General features: G+C 67.8%; 21 protein-coding genes. 7 read left to right on the top strand and 14 right to left on the bottom strand.

The window, feature by feature from the left end; all coding sequences use genetic code 11:
• The first annotated feature begins 81 nt into the window (after positions 1-81).
• Complete coding sequence (locus tag ACYP33_RS25210; protein WP_459624360.1) at positions 82-465, top strand: hypothetical protein; 384 nt, start codon at positions 82-84, stop codon at positions 463-465.
• A gap of 31 nt (positions 466-496) precedes the next feature.
• On the opposite strand, the gene ACYP33_RS25205 is transcribed toward ACYP33_RS25210, so the two are convergent.
• Positions 497-1,810 (bottom strand): MFS transporter, encoded by a 1,314-nt coding sequence (locus ACYP33_RS25205; protein ID WP_459624359.1) that lies wholly within the window; start codon positions 1,808-1,810, stop codon positions 497-499.
• 177 nt (positions 1,811-1,987) lie between these two features.
• Entirely contained in the window at positions 1,988-3,073 is a 1,086-nt protein-coding gene (locus tag ACYP33_RS25200) for a tartrate dehydrogenase (RefSeq protein ID WP_414448815.1), read from the bottom strand.
• Positions 3,074-3,185: 112 nt separating this feature from the next.
• Here ACYP33_RS25200 and ACYP33_RS25195 point away from each other — a divergent pair, with 112 nt between their 5' ends.
• The 4 genes from ACYP33_RS25195 to ACYP33_RS25180 all read left to right on the top strand — a co-directional run bounded on the left by ACYP33_RS25195 (position 3,186) and on the right by ACYP33_RS25180 (position 6,306).
• Positions 3,186-4,211, top strand: coding sequence for a LysR substrate-binding domain-containing protein (locus tag ACYP33_RS25195; protein ID WP_459624358.1), 1,026 nt, complete (start codon positions 3,186-3,188; stop codon positions 4,209-4,211).
• 236 nt (positions 4,212-4,447) lie between these two features.
• Positions 4,448-5,020, top strand: a complete 573-nt coding sequence (locus tag ACYP33_RS25190; RefSeq protein ID WP_414449140.1) for a chromate transporter — start codon at positions 4,448-4,450, stop codon at positions 5,018-5,020.
• 9 nt (positions 5,021-5,029) lie between these two features.
• The gene (locus ACYP33_RS25185) at positions 5,030-5,566 is read left to right on the top strand and encodes a chromate transporter (RefSeq protein ID WP_414440531.1); all 537 of its coding nucleotides are present in this window, start codon (positions 5,030-5,032) and stop codon (positions 5,564-5,566) included.
• Positions 5,567-6,021: 455 nt separating this feature from the next.
• Positions 6,022-6,306 carry a hypothetical protein gene (locus ACYP33_RS25180; RefSeq protein ID WP_459624357.1) on the top strand — a complete coding sequence of 95 codons (285 nt, stop codon included), beginning with the start codon at positions 6,022-6,024 and terminating at the stop codon, positions 6,304-6,306.
• Positions 6,307-6,388: 82 nt separating this feature from the next.
• On the opposite strand, the gene ACYP33_RS25175 is transcribed toward ACYP33_RS25180, so the two are convergent.
• The 5 genes from ACYP33_RS25175 to ACYP33_RS25155 all read right to left on the bottom strand — a co-directional run bounded on the left by ACYP33_RS25175 (position 6,389) and on the right by ACYP33_RS25155 (position 11,859).
• Positions 6,389-7,288, bottom strand: coding sequence for a PilZ domain-containing protein (locus tag ACYP33_RS25175; RefSeq protein ID WP_459624356.1), 900 nt, complete (start codon positions 7,286-7,288; stop codon positions 6,389-6,391).
• Positions 7,289-7,529: 241 nt separating this feature from the next.
• Positions 7,530-7,736, bottom strand: a complete 207-nt coding sequence (locus ACYP33_RS25170; RefSeq protein ID WP_414440539.1) for a YbdD/YjiX family protein — start codon at positions 7,734-7,736, stop codon at positions 7,530-7,532.
• 18 nt (positions 7,737-7,754) lie between these two features.
• Positions 7,755-9,833, bottom strand: coding sequence for a carbon starvation CstA family protein (locus ACYP33_RS25165; RefSeq protein ID WP_459624355.1), 2,079 nt, complete (start codon positions 9,831-9,833; stop codon positions 7,755-7,757).
• 221 nt (positions 9,834-10,054) lie between these two features.
• A complete protein-coding gene (locus tag ACYP33_RS25160; RefSeq protein WP_459624354.1) occupies positions 10,055-11,089 on the bottom strand; it encodes an ABC transporter substrate-binding protein in 1,035 nt (344 codons plus the stop codon).
• 131 nt (positions 11,090-11,220) lie between these two features.
• The gene (locus ACYP33_RS25155) at positions 11,221-11,859 is read right to left on the bottom strand and encodes a LysE family translocator (RefSeq protein ID WP_414448809.1); all 639 of its coding nucleotides are present in this window, start codon (positions 11,857-11,859) and stop codon (positions 11,221-11,223) included.
• 691 nt (positions 11,860-12,550) lie between these two features.
• Between ACYP33_RS25155 and ACYP33_RS25150 the strand changes: the two genes are divergently transcribed.
• Entirely contained in the window at positions 12,551-13,714 is a 1,164-nt protein-coding gene (locus ACYP33_RS25150) for a porin (protein ID WP_414448808.1), read from the top strand.
• A gap of 112 nt (positions 13,715-13,826) precedes the next feature.
• Here ACYP33_RS25150 and ACYP33_RS25145 read toward each other — a convergent pair whose 3' ends face one another.
• The 6 genes from ACYP33_RS25145 to pqqA form a co-directional block, all read right to left on the bottom strand.
• Entirely contained in the window at positions 13,827-15,767 is a 1,941-nt protein-coding gene (locus ACYP33_RS25145; RefSeq protein WP_459624353.1) for an alpha/beta hydrolase family protein, read from the bottom strand.
• On the bottom strand, positions 15,736-16,917 hold the full coding sequence (gene pqqE / locus ACYP33_RS25140) for a pyrroloquinoline quinone biosynthesis protein PqqE (protein ID WP_459624352.1): 1,182 nt from the start codon (positions 16,915-16,917) through the stop codon (positions 15,736-15,738). Before pqqE ends, ACYP33_RS25145 begins: the two co-directional genes overlap by 32 nt.
• The gene (gene pqqD / locus ACYP33_RS25135; RefSeq protein WP_414440546.1) at positions 16,914-17,192 is read right to left on the bottom strand and encodes a pyrroloquinoline quinone biosynthesis peptide chaperone PqqD; all 279 of its coding nucleotides are present in this window, start codon (positions 17,190-17,192) and stop codon (positions 16,914-16,916) included. Before pqqD ends, pqqE begins: the two co-directional genes overlap by 4 nt.
• Positions 17,189-17,941 (bottom strand): pyrroloquinoline-quinone synthase PqqC, encoded by a 753-nt coding sequence (gene pqqC, locus ACYP33_RS25130; RefSeq protein WP_459624351.1) that lies wholly within the window; start codon positions 17,939-17,941, stop codon positions 17,189-17,191. Before pqqC ends, pqqD begins: the two co-directional genes overlap by 4 nt.
• Positions 17,942-18,015: 74 nt before the next feature.
• Positions 18,016-18,927, bottom strand: a complete 912-nt coding sequence (gene pqqB, locus ACYP33_RS25125) for a pyrroloquinoline quinone biosynthesis protein PqqB (RefSeq protein WP_459624350.1) — start codon at positions 18,925-18,927, stop codon at positions 18,016-18,018.
• 107 nt (positions 18,928-19,034) lie between these two features.
• Positions 19,035-19,112, bottom strand: coding sequence for a pyrroloquinoline quinone precursor peptide PqqA (gene pqqA, locus ACYP33_RS25120; protein ID WP_013691668.1), 78 nt, complete (start codon positions 19,110-19,112; stop codon positions 19,035-19,037).
• 249 nt (positions 19,113-19,361) lie between these two features.
• On the opposite strand from pqqA, the gene ACYP33_RS25115 reads away from it, so the two are divergent.
• A complete protein-coding gene (locus ACYP33_RS25115) occupies positions 19,362-19,640 on the top strand; it encodes a DUF2164 domain-containing protein (RefSeq protein ID WP_414440549.1) in 279 nt (92 codons plus the stop codon).
• Between the two features lie 94 nt (positions 19,641-19,734).
• On the opposite strand, the gene ACYP33_RS25110 is transcribed toward ACYP33_RS25115, so the two are convergent.
• Positions 19,735-20,715 carry an alpha/beta fold hydrolase gene (locus tag ACYP33_RS25110; RefSeq protein ID WP_459624349.1) on the bottom strand — a complete coding sequence of 327 codons (981 nt, stop codon included), beginning with the start codon at positions 20,713-20,715 and terminating at the stop codon, positions 19,735-19,737.
• Positions 20,716-20,768 lie beyond the last annotated feature (53 nt).

The raw sequence follows: 20,768 nt of genomic DNA, 5'->3' as shown, positions 1-20,768 counted from the left end.
TCGATCCGGGGCGCCCTTGTATTTTGAGCGCTGCCGAGGCACGGTACGGGCATCCAACCATGCCGGCCGCTACACCCGCCCATGACCGCCCCCACCCTCGCCTGCCTCCAAACCGCCCGCGCCCTCGTCGATCGAGCCTGGGCCAACCAGGCCGCCTACGACGACACGCTGCGCGAAGCCGTCGCGCTGCTCGATGCGGAACGCCTGCGCCACCCGCACGACGTGGCCGTGCTGACCTGTCTCGGCGCGGTTCTGTGCGATCTCCAGCAGCACGCGCAGGCGCGCGAGTATCTCGAACAGGCCGTCGCCGAAGGCGCAACGGACCGCAACACGCACTTCAACCTGTTCGTCGCCCTGCTCGGCTGCGCGACGCAAGCCAAGGCGCAGGCCGCGCTGAAACGGGTGGAAGGGCTCGAAGCGAACCCCGCCACCTGGCAGGCCTACTTCGACCCGCACGCGCGATGACGATGCGGCGCGACTCATGCCCGACGCACACCTACCGCCCCTCGCTCACCGCATTCCCGGCCTCACCGCGCGCCGCCGACTGCCGGCTCAACACCACCGTCAACACCGCCGACAACGCCAGGCTCGCGCCCACCACATACAAGCCCGCCGCATAACTGCCCGTCACGCCCTTGAGCCAGCCGATCGCGAACGGCCCGACGAAGCCGCCCAGGTTGCCGATCGAGTTGATCATCGCGATCCCGGCCGCCGCGCCGGAGCCGGACAGGAACAGGCTCGGCATGGCCCACAGCGGCGCCTTCGCGGCGCTGATGCCGATGTTGACGATCACCAGCGCGGCAATCACGCCGACGATGGTGCTCGCGCCGCCCGCGAACACGAAGCCGACGCACGCCAGCGCGCATGGAATCACCACGTGCCAGGTGCGCTCGCCGCTGCGATCGGAATGCCGCGCCCAGAGGATCATCGCCACCACCGCGAGCACGCTCGGAATCGCGTTGAGCAAGCCCGTCTGCAAGGCGTCGAAGCCGTACTGCCGGATGATCAGCGGCGCCCACAGCCCGAGCGTATACAGCCCGGCCGAGGTGCCGAAATAAATCAGCGCGAGCGCCAGCACACGCATGTCGCGCAGCGCGGCGATCGGCCCGATGGTGTGGTCGACGCGCGCGTGCCGCGCCTCGGCTTCCGATTTCAGCTTGGCGATCAGCCAGTCGCGCTCGTCGGCGGCAAGCCAGCGTGCGTCGGCCGGCTTGTCGGTCAGCGCACGCAGCACCACGAAGCCGAGAATCACGGCCGGCACGGCCTCGATCACGTAGAGCATCTGCCAGTCGCGCAGGCCGAACACCGACGGCAACTGCATGATCGCGCCGGACATCGGCGAGCCGATCGCGGTCGAGATCGGCGCGGCGGCCATGAACCACGCGGCGGCCACGGCGCGCTGGCGCGTCGGGAACCACTGCGCGAGGTAATAGATGATGCCGGGGAAGAAACCGGCCTCGGCCACGCCGAGCAGGAAGCGCACCGAATAGAAGCTGGCCGGCCCGGTGACGAGCGCCGCGGCGGCCGAGACGATGCCCCACGAGATCATCACGCGCGCGATCCAGATGCGCGCGCCGACCTTGCTGAGGATCAGGTTCGACGGCACCTCGAACAGGAAGTAGCCGATGAAGAACAACCCGCCGCCGAAGCCGAACGCGGTGGGGGTGAGGCCCAGATCGGCGTTCATGGTCAGCGCGGCGAAGCCCACGTTGACGCGGTCGAGGAAGCTGACGAAGTAAAGCAGCATCACGAACGGAATGATCCGCCACATGAGCTTGCGCGTGACGCGGCGCTCGAGATCGGTGTGCATGCGTGTCTCCTGCGGCCTCCCGGCGCGATGCCGCGCGACGAAGCCGAATATCGTGATCGACGGGCTTCTACGGCCCCGTTCGATGGCGCGCCGCCCGAATGACGCGCGGCGCAACGTGATGCATGTCGTACAGAACAACCGGCGGCGGCGGGCTCGCGGCCCGCGCGCCGCCGCACCTCAGGCCGCGACGGCCGCGCGCTGCGCCAGCCGCTCGCACACCGCTGCCGTGACCTGCTCGGTGGTGGCGTTGCCGCCGAGGTCGCCGGTGTGCAGCGCCGGGTTCGCCGTGGCCGCTTCCACGGCCTGCATGACGCGCGCGGCGGCCTCGTGCTCGCCCAGGTGTTCGAGCAGCATCACCACCGACCAGAACGTGCCGATCGGGTTTGCGACGCCCTTGCCCATGATGTCGAACGCCGAGCCGTGGATCGGCTCGAACATCGACGGGTAGCGGCGCTCGGGATCGATATTGCCGGTCGGCGCGATGCCGAGGCTGCCGGCCAGCGCGGCGGCCAGGTCGCTGAGGATGTCGGCGTGCAGGTTGGTGGCGACGATCGTGTCGAGCGAGGCCGGCCGGTTGATCATGCGCGCGGTGGAGGCGTCGACCAGTTCCTTGTCCCACTTCACGTCCGGGAATTCCTTGGCGATCTGGTTGGCGATCTCGTCCCACATCACCATCGCGTGACGCTGCGCGTTGCTCTTGGTGATCACCGTCAGCAGCTTGCGCGGGCGCGACTGCGCCAGCCGGAACGCGAAGCGCATGATCCGCTCGACGCCGGCACGCGTCATCATCGACACGTCGGTGGCGGCCTCGATCGGATGGCCCTGATGCACGCGGCCGCCCACGCCCGCGTATTCGCCCTCGGAGTTCTCGCGCACGATTACCCAATCCATGTCCTTCGGGCCGCAGCGCTTGAGCGGCGCGTCGATGCCGGGCAGGATGCGGGTCGGGCGCACGTTCGCGTATTGATCGAAGCCCTGGCAGATCTTCAGGCGCAGGCCCCACAGCGTGATGTGGTCGGGCACGTCGGGGTCGCCGGCCGAGCCGAACAGGATCGCGTCCTTGTCGCGCAGCGCGTCCAGCCCGTCGGCCGGCATCATCACGCCGTGCTGGCGGTAGTAATCGGCGCCCCAGTCGAAATCCTCGAAATCGAACCCGAAGCCCGCGCCCGAAGCGGCCAGCGTTTCGAGCACGCGGCGGCCGGCCGGGATCACTTCCTTGCCGATGCCGTCGCCGGGAATGGTGGCGATGCGATAGGTCTTCATGCAGTTGTCTCCGTTTGGCTGTCTGTCAGTGCAATGACGGTAACGCGGCAGCCGGTATAAAAACCGGTGCTAGACTCAAAGCATCTTTAACTTTGATTCACAAGTGGCCGTCATGACCGATGCCGTGCAGCCCGCCGACCTGGCGTTCTTCTCGACGCTCGCCGCCTCGGGCAGCCTCAGCGCCGCCGCACGCGAGCTGGGCCTCACGCCGGCCGCGGTCAGCAAGCGGCTTGCGCAGATGGAGCAGCGCGCGGGCGTGGCGCTCGTCAACCGCACCACGCGCCGGATGGCGCTGACGCCCGAGGGCGATGTCTACCTGGAGCGCGCGCGGAAGATCCTCGACGAGATCCAGCAACTGGGCGATCTGCTGTCGAACGCCAACGGCCAGCCGCGCGGCCTGCTGCGCGTGAACGCCACGCTCGGCTTCGGCCGCAGCGCGGTCGGCCCGGCCATCTCGCGCTATGCGCGCCGCTATCCCGAGGTGGACGTGCAGTTGCAGCTGTCGGTCACGCCGCCGCCCTTGACCGACGACAGCTTCGACATCTGCATCCGCTTCGGCGAGCCGCCCGACACGCGCGTGGTGGCGCGCCGGCTCGCGTCGAACCGTCGGCTGCTGTGCGCGTCGCCGGCCTATCTGGCCGAGCGTGGCATGCCGCGCAAGCCGGCCGACCTGGCACGCCACAACTGCATCGGCATCCGCCAGGGCGACGAAGCCTATGGCGTCTGGCGGCTCACGCACGGCCGCGGCAGCGCGCGCACCACCGAGGCGGTGCGGATCGGCGGCAGCCTGACCACCAACGACGGCGAGATCGCCGTCAAATGGGCGCTCGACGGGCACGGCATCCTGATGCGCGCGGAATGGGACGTGCTCGACTATCTGGCCGATGGGCGACTGGTGCTGGTGCTGCCCGATTGCGAGACGCCGGCCGCCGACATTTATGCCGTGTATCCGCGTCGGCTGCAGATGTCGGCGCGCGTGCGCAGCTTCGTCGATTTCATCGCGGCGGAGTTCGCGCAGCCGCGGGTGGGGGCCGGCGGGTCGGTGGGAAGTGCGGTCGGAAGCACTGTCGGAAGCGCTGCGCCCCCGCCGGCGGCCGAAACCGCGCCGGCCAATCGGCGGGCGAAGCGCGGGCGTTGATTGCGTTTCGACGCGGGTCGATGCGAACCGGCGCGAACCGATGCAGTCGCATGCTTATCGACAGCTCCACGCCGCCCTGCCCGCCCGTAACCCGCCGTAACGCGCGCCACCTGGCTCCACGCGCACGAAACCGCGCCACCCGCGCCCGTGCGGATTGCGGCTGCGCGCACCGCGATGCTATCGTCGCCCGGTGCGGCGCCGGAGACAGCCGCGCCCCCGTCACGCTCCGAACCCCGATGACACCGACCACCCCCGACTCGAAACGGCCCACCACGGCCGGCCTGTTCCTGATCTTTTCGCGCATCGGCCTGACCAGCTTCGGCGGCGGCCTGAGCGGCTGGTTCATGCGCGAATTCGTCGAAACGCGCGGCTGGCTGACCGAGGAGGAATTCCTCGACGGCCTCGCGCTGTCGCAGGCGCTGCCCGGCGTCAACGTCAAGAACCTGGCGATCTGGATCGGCTACCGGCTGTGCGGCTGGCCCGGCGTGTTCGCGGGCTTCTGCGGGATCATCTTTCCGCCCGCCGTGGTGATCGTTCTGCTCGGCTTGCTGTTCGCCGAGATCACGCGCTTCCCCATAGCGCACATCGCGCTGGCCGGTGCGGCGGCGGCGGCGATCGGCTTGTCGCTGTCGATGGCGATCACGGCCGCGCGGCGGCTGCCGCGCCGCGTGGTGCCCTACGGCGTGTTCGCGGCCACCTTCGTGGCGGTCGCGGTGTTCAAGGTGCCGGTGCTGTGGACGGTGCTGACGGCCGGCGTGCTCAACGTCGCCTACGAATACTGGCTGCTCACGCGCGGCCGCCGCACCTGAGGCCCCGCCATGTCACGCACGCTCGTCGCCCTGTTCGCGCTGTTTGCGCCGCTGTCCGTGGCCACCGTCGGCGGCGGCCAGACCATCATTGCCGACATGCAGCGGCAGGTGGTGGACGTCCACCACTGGATGACACACGCGCAATTCGTCAACGATTTCGCGGTCGCGCGGCTCGCGCCCGGCCCCGGCTCGCTGCTCGCCACGCTGGTCGGCTTCCAGGTGGGCGGCCTCGCCGGCGCGCTGGTGGCCACGCTCTCGCTGTTCGGCCCGACCGCGTTCGTGATGGTCGCCGTCACGCACCTGACGGCCCGCCATCGCGACGCGCCCTGGCAGCTCGCGCTGCAATCGGGGCTGCGGCCGGTGGCGGCGGGGCTGATCCTCGCGGCTGTCTATACGCTGCTGCAGGGCCTCGATGGCGGCTGGATCGCGATCGCCACGGCGCTCGTCTCCACCGCGCTCGTGATGCGCACGCGCATCAACGCGCTGGTGCTGATCGCGGGCGGTGCGGCGCTGTTCGCGATGCTGCATGCGATCGGCGTGCTGTGAAGCGGCGGCTTGCCGGCGTGACGAGTGCCGACGAAGCCGCCGCATCGAAGCCGATACCCCCAAGCCACCGCAGGCCAACGCGACACGCCGCGACGCGCATCCGACATGTTGCCGGTATGCGCCTAAAAATAAGACTTGGCCGATATCCAAACCGGAGCCGATCGGACAGAATGGGTTCGTTGGGCGTCGCACCTGGGCGTCCAACCTAGAGAGTTGAGACGATTGGCCGCTCCTTGAGAGCGGTCTTTTTTTGTGTGCCGCGTTCACAATTTTCCCGCTGCCTTTCGTCGCCCTCCGCATGCCCCCCTCCGTCACGTTACGCACACGTAACATCCCGGGTCACATCACCCCTCGCGCAACACCTGAACCCTTGATTTCATGGGAGTTTTCACGCTGGCAAGCTTATTGCTGAGATACCTGCAACCCATCTCACCCCCACGCTCGTGGAGCTTCACATGGATATCGCAGGCGTCGCACACTCGCTGCTGGACATCAACGAATTCGACGTGATCGACGGCGACACGCTGATCCGCGAATCGCGCAACGCATCGCCGGTTCGCAGCGGCGGCCCCTCGGTCATCGACGCGCCGCCGCTGACGCTGTACGGCGCTTATCGCCAGGGCGTGGCCGACTATTTCGCGCGCCGCCCGAACCCGTACCGCAACGGCAGCCGGCTCTCGGACGTCTGGCACGAAGGCCGTCTCGAAGCAGCCACGCGTACCGCGCGCAAGGCCCACTGAACACGGCGCGCGCGGCGCGCATTCACCCCGCCTCGCGTGCTTACAACACGCCGCCGCGCGCCCTGCCCGGCAGTCAACGCATTCAATCCGGCATCGACCAATCGAACAGCGCCGCCTTCAGGCGCGTCACCGCATCGTCCGTCATCGTCTCGTTGGCCACGTGATGGAGCCAGGCCGGCGACGCGTCGCTTTGCTCGCCCACACCGCGCACGATGCCCGTCAACGTCAGTGCCTCGACATGGCCGGTTTCGGTGGCTACCGGCAGCGCGACGGCCAGCGTTTCGCCAATGGCGGCCAGCGCACGGTCGGACGCAATCGAAAAGCCGCTCGGGCTGACGTCGAGCACCAACCCCACACCTTGCGCATCGCCGGCCGTGTAGCGCGCGGCGAGCCGCACCGGCACGCGCGCATCGCGACGTTCGCGCACGCGCTTCAGGTTGGCGGGCGTCGACAGGATCAGATACGGCGCCGGCTCGTACGCCACCGCCTCGACCACCGACGTGAACCAGTAGACGGCCGACTGACCGATCGCCATCGCATCGACCTGATCGTTCGGCGCGAAATCCACAGCGCGCGGCTGCAGCGGCCGCACGAACAGCGGGCCGGACGGATGGGTGCCGAGCAGGCGGAAGCGGTTCAACTGGCGCATCGTCGAGCCGCGGCGGCGCAGGCCGATCATCGCGTCGGCAGGCAGCGCCAGACGCGGCACCGCCGACGCGGACGCTGCCGATTGCAGCGCCGCCGCATTCGCTTCGGCGTCGGCCAGTTGCGCGTCGGACACGCAGTCGGCCTGGGCGCTGTCGCGTTCGACACGGCGCACCGGCGCGAAACGCGCGAACAGGAAGGCGATGGCGTCGGCGTCGAGCGTTGCGCCGGCCGGCATCAGCGGTGCGCCGCCGGCATCGAACAGCGGCCAGGGCAGCGGCGCATCGGCCGTCAGATCGGTGGCGACAACGGGCAGGACGGGACGGGTTTCGGTCATCGGGCTCACTCTGGGCGTGGGAATGTTGATTCGTATGACGGCTGCACACGAAAAAACCTGAGCACGCAGTGATACCTCAAAACGCGGCTGCCCGCATCCATCACGGGATTTTTGTATTGCCTCGATGAATGCGTCGACATGAAAATCGTCGGGTTCGGATTCGGCGCCGAACGGCGCCCATGAAAAAAGCGCGGGCCGACAAGGCCCGCGCTTCGTTTGTGCTTCCACACCGCTTACCGGCTCAACAGCACTTCCCCGCCCCGCTGCCGTAGCGCGCGTTCTGCCGCTCGCGGAAAAACGCCTCGTACGTCATCGGCTCGCGATCGGGGTGCGTCGCGCGCATGTGCGCGACGTAGGTTTCATAGTCGGGCACGCCGACCATCAGCCGCAGCGCCTGGCCGAGATAGCGGCCCGCGCTGCGCAGGTCGTCGCCGAGATCGGTGAACATGGTGCGCCCCCGTGCCGTTCAGCGGCCGCTGCCGAGCGCCTGCCCGGCGGGCAGCGGCTCGAACGGCGTTTCGCTCGAAGTGGGCCTGGCCGCGCGGCGCGCGCGCAGCACGGCGATCACGCCATATATCGCGATGCTGACCACCACGAACATGAACAGCCCCGCCAGCACCGCGTCGATGTAGTCGTTGACGATGATCCGCTGCATCTGCGCGATCGACTTGGCCGGCGCGAGCACGGTGCCTGCATCCACCGCGGCCTGCAGCTTCGCCGCGTGCGCGAGGAAGCTGACCTTCGGGCTGGCGTCGAACAGCTTCTGCCAGCCGGCCGTCAGCGTGCACATCAGCAGCCACACGGTCGGCACGATCGTGACCCACGCGAAGCGCTCGCGCTTCATCTTGAACAGCACGACGGTGCCGAGGATCAATGCGATCGCCGCGAGCATCTGGTTCGAGATGCCGAACAGCGGCCACAGCGTGTTGATGCCGCCGAGCGGATCGACCACGCCCTGATACAGGAAGTAGCCCCACGCGGCCACGCACAGCGCGGTGGCGACGAGGTTGGCCGGCAGCGATTCGGTGCGCTTGAGCGCCGGGTGGAACGTGCCGAGCAGGTCCTGCAGCATGAAGCGGCCCGCGCGCGTGCCGGCATCCACGGCCGTCAGGATGAACAGCGCCTCGAACAGGATCGCGAAGTGATACCAGAACGCCATCATCGCCTGGCCGCCGATCACTTGATGGAGGATCTGCGCCATGCCCACCGCCAGCGTGGGCGCGCCGCCGGCCCGCGCAACGATGGTGGTTTCGCCCACCGCCTGCGCGGTTTGCGCGAGCATCTCGGGCGTCAGCACGAAGCCCCATTGGCTGACGGTTTGCGCGACGGCTTCGGGCGTCGTGCCGAGCACGGCGGCCGGCGCGTTCATCGCGAAATAGATGCCCGGCTCGATCACGCTGGCGGCCACCAGCGCCATGATCGCCACGAACGATTCCATCAGCATCGCGCCGTAGCCGATGAAGCGCAGGTTCGCTTCGTTGTCGACCAGCTTCGGCGTGGTGCCCGAGGCGATCAGCGCGTGGAAGCCCGACACCGCGCCGCACGCGATCGTGATGAACAGGAACGGGAACAGATGGCCCGACCACACCGGGCCGCTGCCGTCGACGAACTTCGTCAACGCGGGCATCTTCAGCTCCGGCGCGACGAACAGGATGCCGATCGCGAGGCCGAGGATCGTGCCGATCTTCAGGAACGTCGAGAGGTAATCGCGCGGCGCGAGCAGCAGCCACACCGGCAGCACCGAGGCGATGAAGCCGTAGCCGATCAGGATCCACGTCAGTTGCGTGCCCGAGAACGTGAACAGCGCGGCGAGCACCGGCGAATCGTGCACGTGCTGGCCGAACGCGATCGACGCCATCAGCAGCACGAAGCCGATGATCGACACCTCGCCGATCCGGCCCGGGCGGATATAGCGCGTGTAGATGCCCATGAAGATCGCGATCGGGATCGTCGCGGCCACCGTGAAGGTGCCCCACGGCGAATTGGTCAGCGCCTTCACGACGATCAGCGCGAGCACCGCGAGGATGATCACCATGATCAGGAACGCACCGAACAGCGCGATCACGCCGGGCACGGTGCCCAGTTCCATCTTCACGAGATCGCCGAGCGAGCGGCCGTTGCGGCGCGTCGAGATGAACAGCACGATGAAATCCTGCACCGCACCCGCGAACACCACGCCGGCCAGCAGCCACAGCATGCCGGGCAGGTAGCCCATCTGCGCGGCCAGCACCGGCCCGACCAGCGGCCCGGCGCCCGCGATGGCGGCGAAGTGATGGCCGAACAGCACGTACTTGTTGGTCGGGACGTAATCGAGGCCGTCGTTGAACTTGACGGCCGGCGTCATGCGCAGGCCGTCGAGCTGCACCACGCGAGTGGCGATGAAACGGCTGTAGAAGCGGTAGGCGATCAGGTAGACGCAGATCGCCGCGATCACGATCCACAGCGCACTGATGCGCTCGCCATGGGCGAGTGCGATGGTTCCGAACGAGAACGCGCCGAGCAGCGCGACTGCAATCCAGAGCAGGGTTCCGGAAGCCCGATTCATGGTGTCTCCTGGCTATTTTTCGACATCGTCGCGCCGCAAGACAGCGCGAACTGGCGGACGCGCGAGGCCCGTTTCGACGGGCCCGGCGCTGCCGCGTATTGTTCGCGTTCGGGGTTCCGCTCACAAGCGGACAACTACGTAAGCCCGCTACGTAGCAATGCGTACGGGTAAGTCAGGGGAGCACCGGCGGACGCCGGCGCGGCGGGGGTCAGCCGTGGGGTTCAGCCATGCGCCACGTCGCGCACCGAGATGGCGGCCACGTCCACGCGCGACGGCAGGATCGCATCGCGTTGCGCGCGATCGGCCACGCGTTGCAGCACGGCGATGTCGTCGTTCGTCACGGCGCGCTGCGCGATCGACGCACGGCCGGTGATGTCGGCGGCCGCATCGGGCGGCAGGCGCGTCAGCGACGCATACACCTTCGCGTAATCGGCCGGATGCGCGAGCGCCCAGCGGCCGGCCTGTTCGAGCCGCGTCAGCACGTCGGCCAGCGCGGCGCGCTTGGCGCGATCGGCCAGCGTGGGCGCGGGCGAGGTCAGGAAGCCGAGGCCCGAGTTGATGCCGCTGCCGTCGCGCACGATGCGCGCGCCGCGCCGCACCACGTGGCCGTAGTAAGGATCGAACGTGGCCCAGATGTCGATGCGTTTCGATTCGAACGCCGCGAACGCATCCACCGGCAGCACGAAGCGCACCTCCACGTCGTGCCGCGACAGCCCGCGCTCTTCCAGCGCGCCATACAGTTGGTACTGCGAAATGCTGCCGCGCGCCGACGACACGATCACCGTCTTGCCCTTCAGGTCGGCCACGCTGCGCACCGGCGAATCGGGCTGCACCACGATGCCGAGCGCGGCGGCCGAACCGGCGCGCGTCGCGACGATACGCAGGTCGGGATCGCCGAGCGCCGCCGTCAGCACCGGCAGGTCGCCCGCGGGCGCCAGGTCGATCGCGCCGGCGCGCTGCGCCTCGAACAACGGCGCGGCGCCCTGGAAATTGGCCCAGCGGAATTGGTAGCGCGTGCCGTCGAGCACGCGCGCGGCCTCGGCCAGCGCGCGCAGGCCGCCGGCCTGGTCGCCGAGCACGAGCGTGACGTTCGAGACATCGACATCGCCCTGCGCGGCGAGCGCGAGTGGCGGCGCGACGGCGAAACCGGCGAGCGCCGCGCCGGACAGCCCGGCGAGATCGGCAAGTCGGCGCAACGCGCGGCGGCGGGCGGGCGACAGTGCGGGCAACAGCGGCTGGGAGGATTCACGACGCATCGATGGCGGCCCCGAATGGCGCCGCGCCCCGGTGGCGCGGCAGGCCGCCAAGATTAAGGAAGCGCGCCGCCGCGACCAACCATCGAAATGCGAAATGCTTATCAGCGGCGGCGGGCCGCTTCAGGCAAGCCTCAGGAACGCAGCGAACGGATGAAGCCCACCGCCAGCACGGCATAGAAGCCGCCGCAGAACAGGCCGAAGGCCTTGCGCGTGCGCGCGAAGAACGGCCCGGCCGCGCGCGCCGAAAACGCCAGCGCATAGCCCATGAAGATGCCGGTGCCGAGCAGCGCGCAGAAGCCCACCAGCACGAAGCTCGTCCAAGCCGGTGCGTGCGGCGACAGCCCGAGCGAGGTCACGGTCAGCCAGGTCAGGATCGCCTTCGGGTTGGTCAGGTGGATGCCGAGGCCTTGCAGATAGAAGCGCGTGAGCCGACGGCCGTGCGCCGGCGCGGCCACGGCCAGCGGGTCCTGCGGCGACAGCGCGCCGCGCACCGCCTTGTACGCCAGCCAGAACAGATACAGCGCGCCCAGCACCTTGAGGGCGATCAGCCATTGCCGGTACGACATCAGCAGCGCGGACATCCCGGCCGCCGCCGTCACGCCCCAGCACAGCGAGCCGCTGATCACGCCGGCCGCCATCGCGAACGCCGGCTTGCGGCCGTGATGGAGCGCCGTGTTCGCGATCGACAGATTGGCGGGGCCGGGCGACAGCGTGCCCACCAGATAGACGGCGAACGCGACGCCGAGATTGGAAACCACTTCGACGGACATCGTGACGATCCTTGGGGGCGGTGGCGAAGCACGGAGGGCGACGCGGGCGCATCGGCGCGCGTCGGGGTCGGCCGATTATGCGCCGCGCCACGGCGCGCGACAGAGACGCCTGCCACGGCGCACGGCCGGAACTGTCACGTCGTTTCGAGCGGACACTTGGCGGCGAGCGGGAAGAAAGCGAACCATGAAATGGCGATGCACGCGATGGCGCAAGATGAATCGGCAATTCGAATTCCGATTAAAAATCGAAATTCATTATTGCGATTATTGGAGTGTCGCGCATAAAAAAGAGCGGCCGAAGCCGCTCAAGCGTGACTCGTCTGTCTACCCACAGAAAGTGGAAACGAGTGCGCGAACACTAACACCGATCACATCACGCTATTGATCCGATTTAGTTAATTAATCATTGCAGAATCACAAGGAATCAAGCACCGCAGCCTTGCTGCTCAATCCTTGGGCAGAATTGTTTCCAATTCAGACGAAAGTGCGCGGAACAAGCCAGGTGATTCGGCTTCATTTTTTCATTTAAAAGAATAATACGGAAAATCTAACAAATCTTTCTGTGCAATCCGTGCGTATTGTTTTCGATACAACACTGAATTTCATTTTTCCGAATTAAATCTGACTGGTTAGTCTCACGTCACTCCAAAACCACCACACGCAACCCAACTGCCAATAGGAGCTGACACACATGAAACGCATCGCCCTGACGCTCGTTTCGCTCGCATCCATCGCAGCGATGAGCAGCGCCCACGCCCAATCGAGCGTGACGCTGTACGGCCTGATCGACACGTCGCTGACGTACGTGAACCACGCCCAAGGTTCGAAGAATTCCTGGCTGCTGGGCAACAGCAGTAACGGCAACCTGTCGGGCACGCGCTGGGGCATCAAGGGCAGCGAAGATCTCGGCAGCGGCCTGAAGGCGATCTTCCAGTTGGAAGACGGCTTCAACCCGAGCACGGGCGGCCTGGGCCAAGGCGGCCGCATGTTCGGCCGTCAGGCGTTCGTGGGCCTGTCCAGCGACCACTTCGGTACGGTCACGCTGGGCCGCCAGTACGATCCGCTGATCGACCTGATCCAGCCGATCACGGCCGACAACTACTTCGGCAGCGCGTTTGCCACGGCAGGCGACGTCGACAACTACGACAACAGCTTCCGCGTCGACAATGCCGTCAAGTACACCTCGCCGCTGATCTCGGGCGTGCAGTTCGAAACGATGTACTCGTTCGGCGGCATCGCCGGTTCGACGAGCTCGAAGCAATCGTACTCGGCAGCCGTGTCGTACAACGGCGGCCCGGTGGCCCTGGCTGCCGGCTACTACTACGCAGCGAACACGGCCGGCAACGCAGGCCAGCGCGCAGGCTGGTCGAGCACCTCGGACGGCACGTTCGACGGCCCGATCAACGGCGGCTACCAGACGGCTCACTCGCTCGGCATCGCACGCGTGGCCGGCCAGTACACGTTCGGCGCATTCACGGCCGGCGCGAGCTACAGCAACGCGCAATACAGCCGCGACGGCGCCTCGACGTTCGCCAAGGCCGAGCGCTACAACACGGGCCAGGGCTTCCTGAACTACCAACTGAACCCGTCGCTGCTGCTGGGCGTGGGCTACAGCTACACGAAGGCCACCGGCGACACGTCGGCAACGTATCACCAGGCATCGCTGGGCGCGGACTACACGCTGTCGAAGCGCACCGACATCTACATGACGGCCGCCTACCAGCACGCCAGCGGCACGACGCGCGACTCGGTCACGGGTCAGACGGTGGCCGCGCAAGCGTCGATCGGCTCGTACGGCTACGCCGGCACGAACTCGCAAACGCTGGTCAACCTCGGCCTGCGTCACCGCTTCTAAGCATCGGCGCAACGGCACGGGCGGTTCGCTTCGAATCGCCCGCGGCACCCGCGCAAACGAATGGCCGCCCTCGGGCGGCCATTTTCATTGCAGCGACGACAGCGGCAGCGCGTTACAGCGCGCCGTCGAGAATGCGCCGGTAGAACGCATGCTCGGCGTCGAGCGCGTGCGCCTGGTTCGCGGCCTGGCGGAAGCCGTGCCGCTCGTCGGCGTAGTAATGCACCTCGTTCGGCACACCGTTCGCGTCGAGCGCGGCGGCCATCGAGCGCGTCTGGTCGGGCGTGACTACCGCGTCAAGTTCCCCCTGGAAGAACACCACCGGCACGCGGATCGCATCGGCGTGCACGAGCGGCGTGCGCGCCAGATAGCGCTCGCGGTCGGCCACCGGATCGCCGATCAGCCAGCGCAGGTAGCGCGCCTCGAACTTGTGCGTGTGCGCGTCGAGTTGCAGCGGATCGCTGACGCCGTACAGGCTCGCGCCGCCGCGAAACACGTCGCGGAACGCCAGCGCGCACAGCGCCGTGTAGCCGCCCGCGCTGCCGCCGCGCACGAACGCGCGTTCGGCATCCACCAGGCCTTGTTCGGCCAAGTGCGCGATGGCGGCGCAGGCGTCGTCGACGTCGGCCACGCCCCAGGTCAGGTGCAGCGCCTGCCGGAACGCGCGGCCGTAGCCGGTGCTGCCGCGATAGTTCAGCAACACGATCGCGAAGCCGCGCTGCACCCAGTATTCGAGGCGCGGGCTGTACACGGCGTAGTTCGCGGCGGTCGGGCCGCCGTGAGCGAACACCACGACGGGCGGGGCGGTGCTTGCGGTCGCGGTCGCGGTCGCGGTCGCGTTGGCGTTGGCGTTGGCGTTGGCGTTGGCGTTGGCTGCGGCTGCGGCTGCGTCGGCATCATCGGCCGCCTCGGGCAGGTACAGATAACCGTAGGCCTCGCCGTCGCCGCTCGGAAAGCGCAGCGCGCGCGGCAGCGTGATCCGCTCGATCGGCATCGACGGCGTGACCGCGCGCAACACCTCGACGCGATGGTCGCGGCGATCGATCGCGAGAATCGCGGCCGGGCAGGTGGGCGACGCGGCGATGCAGTACAGATGCGTCGCGTCGGCCGCCAGGTGATGGAACTGGCTGTAGTCGAGCGCGAGCGGCGTCAGCGTGCCGTCGGCGTCGCGCACGCCGAGCCGGCCCCAGCCGGATTCGAACCAGGTCGAGAAACTGCCGCCGCCGTCGAGCGGCAGCCAACTGCACGCGCCAAGCTGCCACGGCGCGGCGGCGTGGTCGCCGGCCTCGGCCGGCAGCGGTGCGAGCGCGGCCGTGTTTTCCTGACCGGCGCCGTCGCCATCGAGCCGCCACGGCTGCCAGAAATTCGCGCGATCGGTCAGGCACACGAGCCGCCCCTCGGCGTCGAACGCGGGCTGCTGCACGGCCTCGTCGTCGGCCGCGCCGGCGATCGTGCGCGCGGCTTCGCCGCCGTCGCGCAGCATCAGGCGCGTGGCTGTCCACGGTTGATGCGGATGCTGCCATTCGATCCAGGCAAGCCGCGCGCCGTCGGCGCTGCGCACCGGCGCGGCGTAGAAATCCGCGCCCTCGGCCAGCACCTCGCGCGCACCGTCGAGCAGGCCGATCGACACCAGCCGGTGCGTCTCGCCATCCTGCTCGACGGCGAGAATCCGGCCATGCGCGTGGCGCAGGTCGCCGTAGCGCAACCCTTCGGGCGTCAACGGCTGCGGCTCGGCCAGGCTGTCCGGCGCGAAGCGGTAGATGCGCTGGTCGCGCTCGTTGACGAACGCCAGGTGCTCGCCCGCCACGCAGAACGCGCCGCCGCCGTATTCATAGACGCGCCCGCGTGCGCTGAAGCCGTCGGGGCTCACGCACTCGATCGCGCCGTTGCGCGCGCGCCAGATCCGGCACATCGCGTCGGCCGGATCGTATTCGGTCCAGTAGACGCCGGACGCGCCGGCCGTCAGTTCGACGAAATCGCGGCCGGCGGCCACGGCTTCGGCGGCCGTCAGCGGAGCGACGCGCTCACGGCTTGAGTCGTTTGGATTGCTTGGCATTTCGGAAGATCAGCGGGTGCGTGGTGGTGGGCCGGGGCTGCACGGCTTCATCGCGCGCGCGCAGGATCACCGGGTGATGGGGCGACTTGCCGCAAACCGGGTCGGCATTGGCCGCGTCGCCGGTCAGCATGTAGGCCTGGCAGCGGCAGCCACCGAAATCCTTCTGCTTCTCGTCGCACGAGCGGCACGGCTCGGGCATCCACGCATCGCCGCGAAAGCGGTTGAAGCCGAACGAGTCGTGCCAGATATGCCGCAGGTCGTGATCGCGCACGTTCGGGAACGCGATCGGCAATTGCCGCGCGCCATGGCACGGCAACGCGGTGCCGTCGGGCGTGACGGTCAGGAAGATGCTGCCCCAGCCGTTCATGCAGGCCTTCGGCCGCTCCTCGTAATAATCGGGCGTCACGAAGATCAGCTTGCACGGGTGATTCTGCGCGGCGAGCTTCTCGCGATAGTCGTTGGTGATGCGCTCGGCGCGCTCCAGTTGCGCGCGCGTGGGCAGCAGCGCCTCGCGGTTCAGGTAGGCCCAGCCGTAAAACTGGCAGGTCGCCAGCTCGACGAAATCGGCATCGAGCGCAATGCACAGCTCGATGATGCGGTCGATGTGATCGATGTTGTAGCGGTGCGTGACGAAGTTCAGCACCATCGGATAGCCGTGCGCCTTCACGGCGCGCGCCATCTCGAGCTTGTGCGCGAACGCCTTGTCGGAGCCGGCCAGCATGTTGTTGACCTGCTCGTCGCTCGACTGGAAGCTGATCTGGATGTGATCGAGGCCGGCGCGCTCGAACGCGTCGAGCTTGGCCTCGTCCAGGCCGATGCCCGAGGTGATCAGGTTGGTGTAATAGCCGAGCCGGCGCGCCTCGGCGATCAGCTCGGGCAGGTCGGGCCGCACCAGCGGCTCGCCGCCCGAGAAGCCGATCTGCGCGGCGCCCATCGCGCGCGCCTCGCCCATCACGCGCACCCAGTCGGCGGTCGTCAGTTCCTCGCCCTGTCGCGCGAAATCGAGCGGATTCGAACAGTACGGGCATTGCAGCGGGCAGCGGTAGGTGACTTCCGCGAGCAGCCACAGCGGCAGACCGACCGGCACGGCCGGTGCGGCGGCGGAAGCGGGCGCAGAAACGGAAGCGGCGGTGGCGAGGGCGTCCGTCATTCGCGCAGTTCGATCCAGTGCTTGTCGAGCGCCACCAGCATGAACTGTTCGACATCCTCACCGAGTTCGGGCACGCCCGGAAACTGCGCGTCGAGTTCGGCGACGATGGCGGCCACGCTGCGCTGGCCGTCGATCAGCCCGCCGATCGCGGCCGCGCTCTCGTTCAGCTTGATCATCCCTTCGGGGTACAGCAGCACGTGCGCGTCCTGCGCCGGCTCGAACTGGAAGCGGTAGCCGCGCCGCCAGACCGGGGTGCGTGATCGATCGAAACTCATGGTGCGATTCCCTTGTGCCAGGCGCGTTCGGCGGTAACGGTGTGATACGGCGGCCGGTTCAGCTCGTAGGCCATCGACATCGCGTCGAGCATGGTCCACAGAATGTCGAGCTTGAACTGGAGGATTTCGAGCATACGCTGCTGCGCGTCGTGGGTCGTGTAGTGCTGCAACGTGATCTGCAGCCCGTGCTCCACGTCGCGACGCGCCTGGCCGAGCCGCGAGCGGAAGTAGTCGTAGCCGGCCGGGTCGATCCACGGGTAATGGCGCGGCCAGGTGTCGAGCCGCGACTGGTGGATCTGCGGCGCGAACAATTCGGTCAACGAACTGCTGGCCGCTTCCTGCCAGCTCGCGCGGCGCGCGAAGTTGACGTAGGCGTCAACAGCAAAGCGCACGCCCGGCAGCACCAGCTCCTGCGAGCGCAGTTGATCGGGGTCGAGGCCCACGGCCTGGCCGAGACGCAGCCACGCCTCGATGCCGCCGTCCTCGCCCGGTGCGCCGTCGTGGTCGAGCAGGCGCTGGATCCACAGCCGGCGCACCTCGCGATCGGGGCAATTGGCGAGGATCGCCGCGTCCTTCATCGGGATGTTGACCTGATAGTAGAAGCGGTTCGCGACCCAGCCCTGGATCTGCTCGCGCGTCGCGCGCCCTTCGTACATGGCGACGTGATACGGGTGATGAATATGGTAGAGCGCGCCTTTGGCGCGCAAGGCCTGCTCGAACTGTTCGGCGCTCAGGGCGGTCTGGCTCATGGTTCCTTCCATTCCTTCCAGTGGTTCGGATGTTGCGGGGCGGGCCGGGGCCCGCGAAACGGCGCGGCCTGCGTTCAGAGGTCGATCCGCATGCCGTCGAACGCCACCTCGATATGCCGCCGCGCGAGTTCCGCGCGTTCCGGCGACGCTTCGTCGAGGATCGGGTTGGTGTTGTTGATGTGCGTGAGGATCTTGCGCGGCGCCGGGAAACGTTCGAGCACCTCGATCATGCCGCCGGGGCCGCTCTGCGCGAGATGGCCCATCTGGCGGCCGGTGCGCGTGCCCACGCCGCGGCGCTGCATTTCGTCGTCGTGCCAGAGCGTGCCGTCCACGAGCAGGCAATCGGCTTGCGCCATGCGGGCGGCCAGCGCGTCGTCCACCACGCCGAGGCCGGGCGCGTAGAACAGCGTGCCGCCGGTGCGCAGGTCTTCCACCATCAGGCCGATGTTGTCGCCCGGATGCGGATCGTGACGATGCGGCGAATACGGCGGCGCGGCGCTTTCCAGCACGAACGGCAGGAAGCGCAGGTTCGGGCAGGCCGGCACGGTGAACGCGCGTTCGGGCTCGACCGGGTTCCAGCGCAGGCCGCCGTTCCAGTAGCGCAGCATGGTGAACAGCGGAAAGCCGGTGCTGAGGTCCTCATGAACCATGTCCGTGCACCACACGTCGAGCGGGCAACCCTCGCGCAGGCTCAACAGCCCGGTGGTGTGATCGATCTGGCTGTCCATCAGCACGATCGCGGCGATGCCGGTGTCGCGCAGCGCGCGGCCCGGCTGCATCGGCGCGAACTGCTGCAACTGGGCGCGGATGTCCGGCGAGGCGTTGCAGAGCACCCACGACACGCCGTCGTCGGAGATCGCGATCGACGATTGCGTGCGGGCGCGGGCGTCGACACTGCCGTCGCGAAACCCGGCGCAGTTCGCGCAATTGCAGTTCCATTGCGGAAAGCCGCCGCCGGCGGCGGAGCCGAGGATCTGGATATGCATGCGTGTGATCGGTGAGGGGCCGACGCCGGCACGAACGCCGGGGCCGGCCACAAGAAAAATAGCCTCGGCGAACCGAGGCTAGGCATGGCCTTGGGAGCGGCGTCGAATCAACGATTCGAGATGTACATCGTGATTTCGAAACCGAGGCGCAGGTCGGTGTAGGCAGGCTTGATCCACTTGGACATGGCAATTCTCCATTCGGGCGATACGGGCAGCCCGGCGTGACGCCGGGCACGAGACGACCGTGAAACGCCAACGCAAACGCGCGGCAGGAGCCGCGCGACTGGTTTTTGTTTCGGAAAGGTCTGCGGGCATCCTATCACTTTGTCCGATCCGGTGAATTCCGGCGCCGGCAGGCGATCGTGCCCCGTGACCGTGGCAAAGCCGCTGCGCTAAGATGCCTGCTCCTCTCCCTCTCGCCCCCGCCGCCCGCCATGAGCATCGAATTGACGAAGGAAGCCCGCGCCGACGCCATCGCGTCGCTGCAGCGCTATTTCGAAAGCAACATGGACGAGCCGATCGGCAATGTCGCCGCGGGCGCGCTGCTCGGCTTCTTCCTGGAAGAAATCGCCCCGACCGTCTACAACCAGGGCGTCGCCGACGCGCAGACGCACCTCCAGGAGCGGCTCGCGGAACTCGACTACACGGTGCACGAGGACGAATTCACGTACTGGTCGCGCCAGGCGCCGAAGGCCAAGAGCCGCAGCAAGTAACGGGCCTCGCGGCGGCGGCTTTTGCCGCTTTTGCCGCCGTTACCGCTGATACGTTATCCGGCCGCGCCGTTTCGTTCGACGCGGCCCGCCTCGCTCAACGGCGCGGCACGTTCTGGTCGAGGAAGCGGTGGATCACCGGCGCGATCTCGGCCACGTTGGTTTCCAGCGCGAAGTGGCCCGCGTCGAAGAACTGCACCTGCGCCTTCGGCACGTCGCGCTTGAACGCTTCCGCGCCCGGCGGCAGGAAAAACGGATCGTTCTTGCCCCACACGGCCAGGATCGGCGGCTGGTACTTGCGGAAATATTCCTGGAACGTCGGATACAGCGCCACGTTGCTCGCGTAGTCGCGGAACAGGTCGAGCTGGATCTCGTCGTTGCCGGGGCGCGCGACGAACGCCGCGTCGAGCGTATAAGCCTCGGGGGCGACCTGTTCCGGGTCCTTCGCGCCGTGCGTGTATTGCCACTTGATCGCATCGGGCTTCAGGAACGCGCGCAGCGCGTCGCGATTCGCCTGCGACGGGTCCTTCCAGTACTTCTGGATCGGGTTCCAGCCGTCGCTCAGGCCTTCCACATAGGCATTGCCGTTCTGCGACACGATCGCCGTCACGCGCTCCGGATGCGCCGCCGCGAGCCGCCAGCCCACCGGCGCGCCGTAGTCGAACACTTCCAGCGCGTACGTGTCGAGATGCAGGGTTTCGGTGAAATGATCGATCGTCTGCGCCAGATGATCGAACGTGTAGGCGTAGTGGCTGCGATCGGGGCTTTCGGTGAAGCCGAAGCCCGGCAGATCGGGCGCGATCACGTGATAGCGGTCGGCCAGACGCGGCATCAGATCGCGATACATGAACGACGACGTCGGGAAGCCGTGCAGCAGCAGCACGGTGGGCGCCGACGGGTTGCCGGCCTCGCGGTAGAACACCTTCACGTCGTCCACCTGCACGTAATGGTGACTGATCACGGGCACGGCGGTCGCCGGCGCAGCTTGCGACGCCGCGTGCGCCTCGGCGCCGCCCGTCAGTCCGCCCACCACGCCGACCGTCATCAGCGCACCCATCAGCAACGTATTGATCTTCATAGCAAAACCTCAGATTGGAATGTGATCCGGAAACCCGCACGGTTGCCGTCTAG

This window comes from Burkholderia sp. 3C, assembly GCF_054589155.1.
The sequence above is the reverse complement of the archived record's forward strand: the minus strand, read 5'-3'. Positions and strand labels throughout refer to the sequence as shown.

Coding starts and splice junctions, on each gene's coding strand:
- ACYP33_RS25175 (WP_459624356.1), bottom strand. CDS start 7,288: ATGACCGAAACCCGTCCCGTCCTGCCCGTTGTCGCCACCGATCTGACG.
- ACYP33_RS25155 (WP_414448809.1), bottom strand. CDS start 11,859: ATGTCCGTCGAAGTGGTTTCCAATCTCGGCGTCGCGTTCGCCGTCTAT.
- ACYP33_RS25165 (WP_459624355.1), bottom strand. CDS start 9,833: ATGAATCGGGCTTCCGGAACCCTGCTCTGGATTGCAGTCGCGCTGCTC.
- pqqB (WP_459624350.1), bottom strand. CDS start 18,927: ATGCATATCCAGATCCTCGGCTCCGCCGCCGGCGGCGGCTTTCCGCAA.
- ACYP33_RS25115 (WP_414440549.1), top strand. CDS start 19,362: ATGAGCATCGAATTGACGAAGGAAGCCCGCGCCGACGCCATCGCGTCG.
- ACYP33_RS25190 (WP_414449140.1), top strand. CDS start 4,448: ATGACACCGACCACCCCCGACTCGAAACGGCCCACCACGGCCGGCCTG.
- ACYP33_RS25185 (WP_414440531.1), top strand. CDS start 5,030: ATGTCACGCACGCTCGTCGCCCTGTTCGCGCTGTTTGCGCCGCTGTCC.
- pqqD (WP_414440546.1), bottom strand. CDS start 17,192: ATGAGTTTCGATCGATCACGCACCCCGGTCTGGCGGCGCGGCTACCGC.
- ACYP33_RS25200 (WP_414448815.1), bottom strand. CDS start 3,073: ATGAAGACCTATCGCATCGCCACCATTCCCGGCGACGGCATCGGCAAG.
- ACYP33_RS25145 (WP_459624353.1), bottom strand. CDS start 15,767: ATGCCAAGCAATCCAAACGACTCAAGCCGTGAGCGCGTCGCTCCGCTG.
- ACYP33_RS25150 (WP_414448808.1), top strand. CDS start 12,551: ATGAAACGCATCGCCCTGACGCTCGTTTCGCTCGCATCCATCGCAGCG.
- ACYP33_RS25205 (WP_459624359.1), bottom strand. CDS start 1,810: ATGCACACCGATCTCGAGCGCCGCGTCACGCGCAAGCTCATGTGGCGG.
- ACYP33_RS25170 (WP_414440539.1), bottom strand. CDS start 7,736: ATGTTCACCGATCTCGGCGACGACCTGCGCAGCGCGGGCCGCTATCTC.
- ACYP33_RS25160 (WP_459624354.1), bottom strand. CDS start 11,089: ATGCGTCGTGAATCCTCCCAGCCGCTGTTGCCCGCACTGTCGCCCGCC.
- pqqE (WP_459624352.1), bottom strand. CDS start 16,917: ATGACGGACGCCCTCGCCACCGCCGCTTCCGTTTCTGCGCCCGCTTCC.
- ACYP33_RS25110 (WP_459624349.1), bottom strand. CDS start 20,715: ATGAAGATCAATACGTTGCTGATGGGTGCGCTGATGACGGTCGGCGTG.
- ACYP33_RS25180 (WP_459624357.1), top strand. CDS start 6,022: ATGGATATCGCAGGCGTCGCACACTCGCTGCTGGACATCAACGAATTC.
- pqqA (WP_013691668.1), bottom strand. CDS start 19,112: ATGTCCAAGTGGATCAAGCCTGCCTACACCGACCTGCGCCTCGGTTTC.
- ACYP33_RS25195 (WP_459624358.1), top strand. CDS start 3,186: ATGACCGATGCCGTGCAGCCCGCCGACCTGGCGTTCTTCTCGACGCTC.
- pqqC (WP_459624351.1), bottom strand. CDS start 17,941: ATGAGCCAGACCGCCCTGAGCGCCGAACAGTTCGAGCAGGCCTTGCGC.
- ACYP33_RS25210 (WP_459624360.1), top strand. CDS start 82: ATGACCGCCCCCACCCTCGCCTGCCTCCAAACCGCCCGCGCCCTCGTC.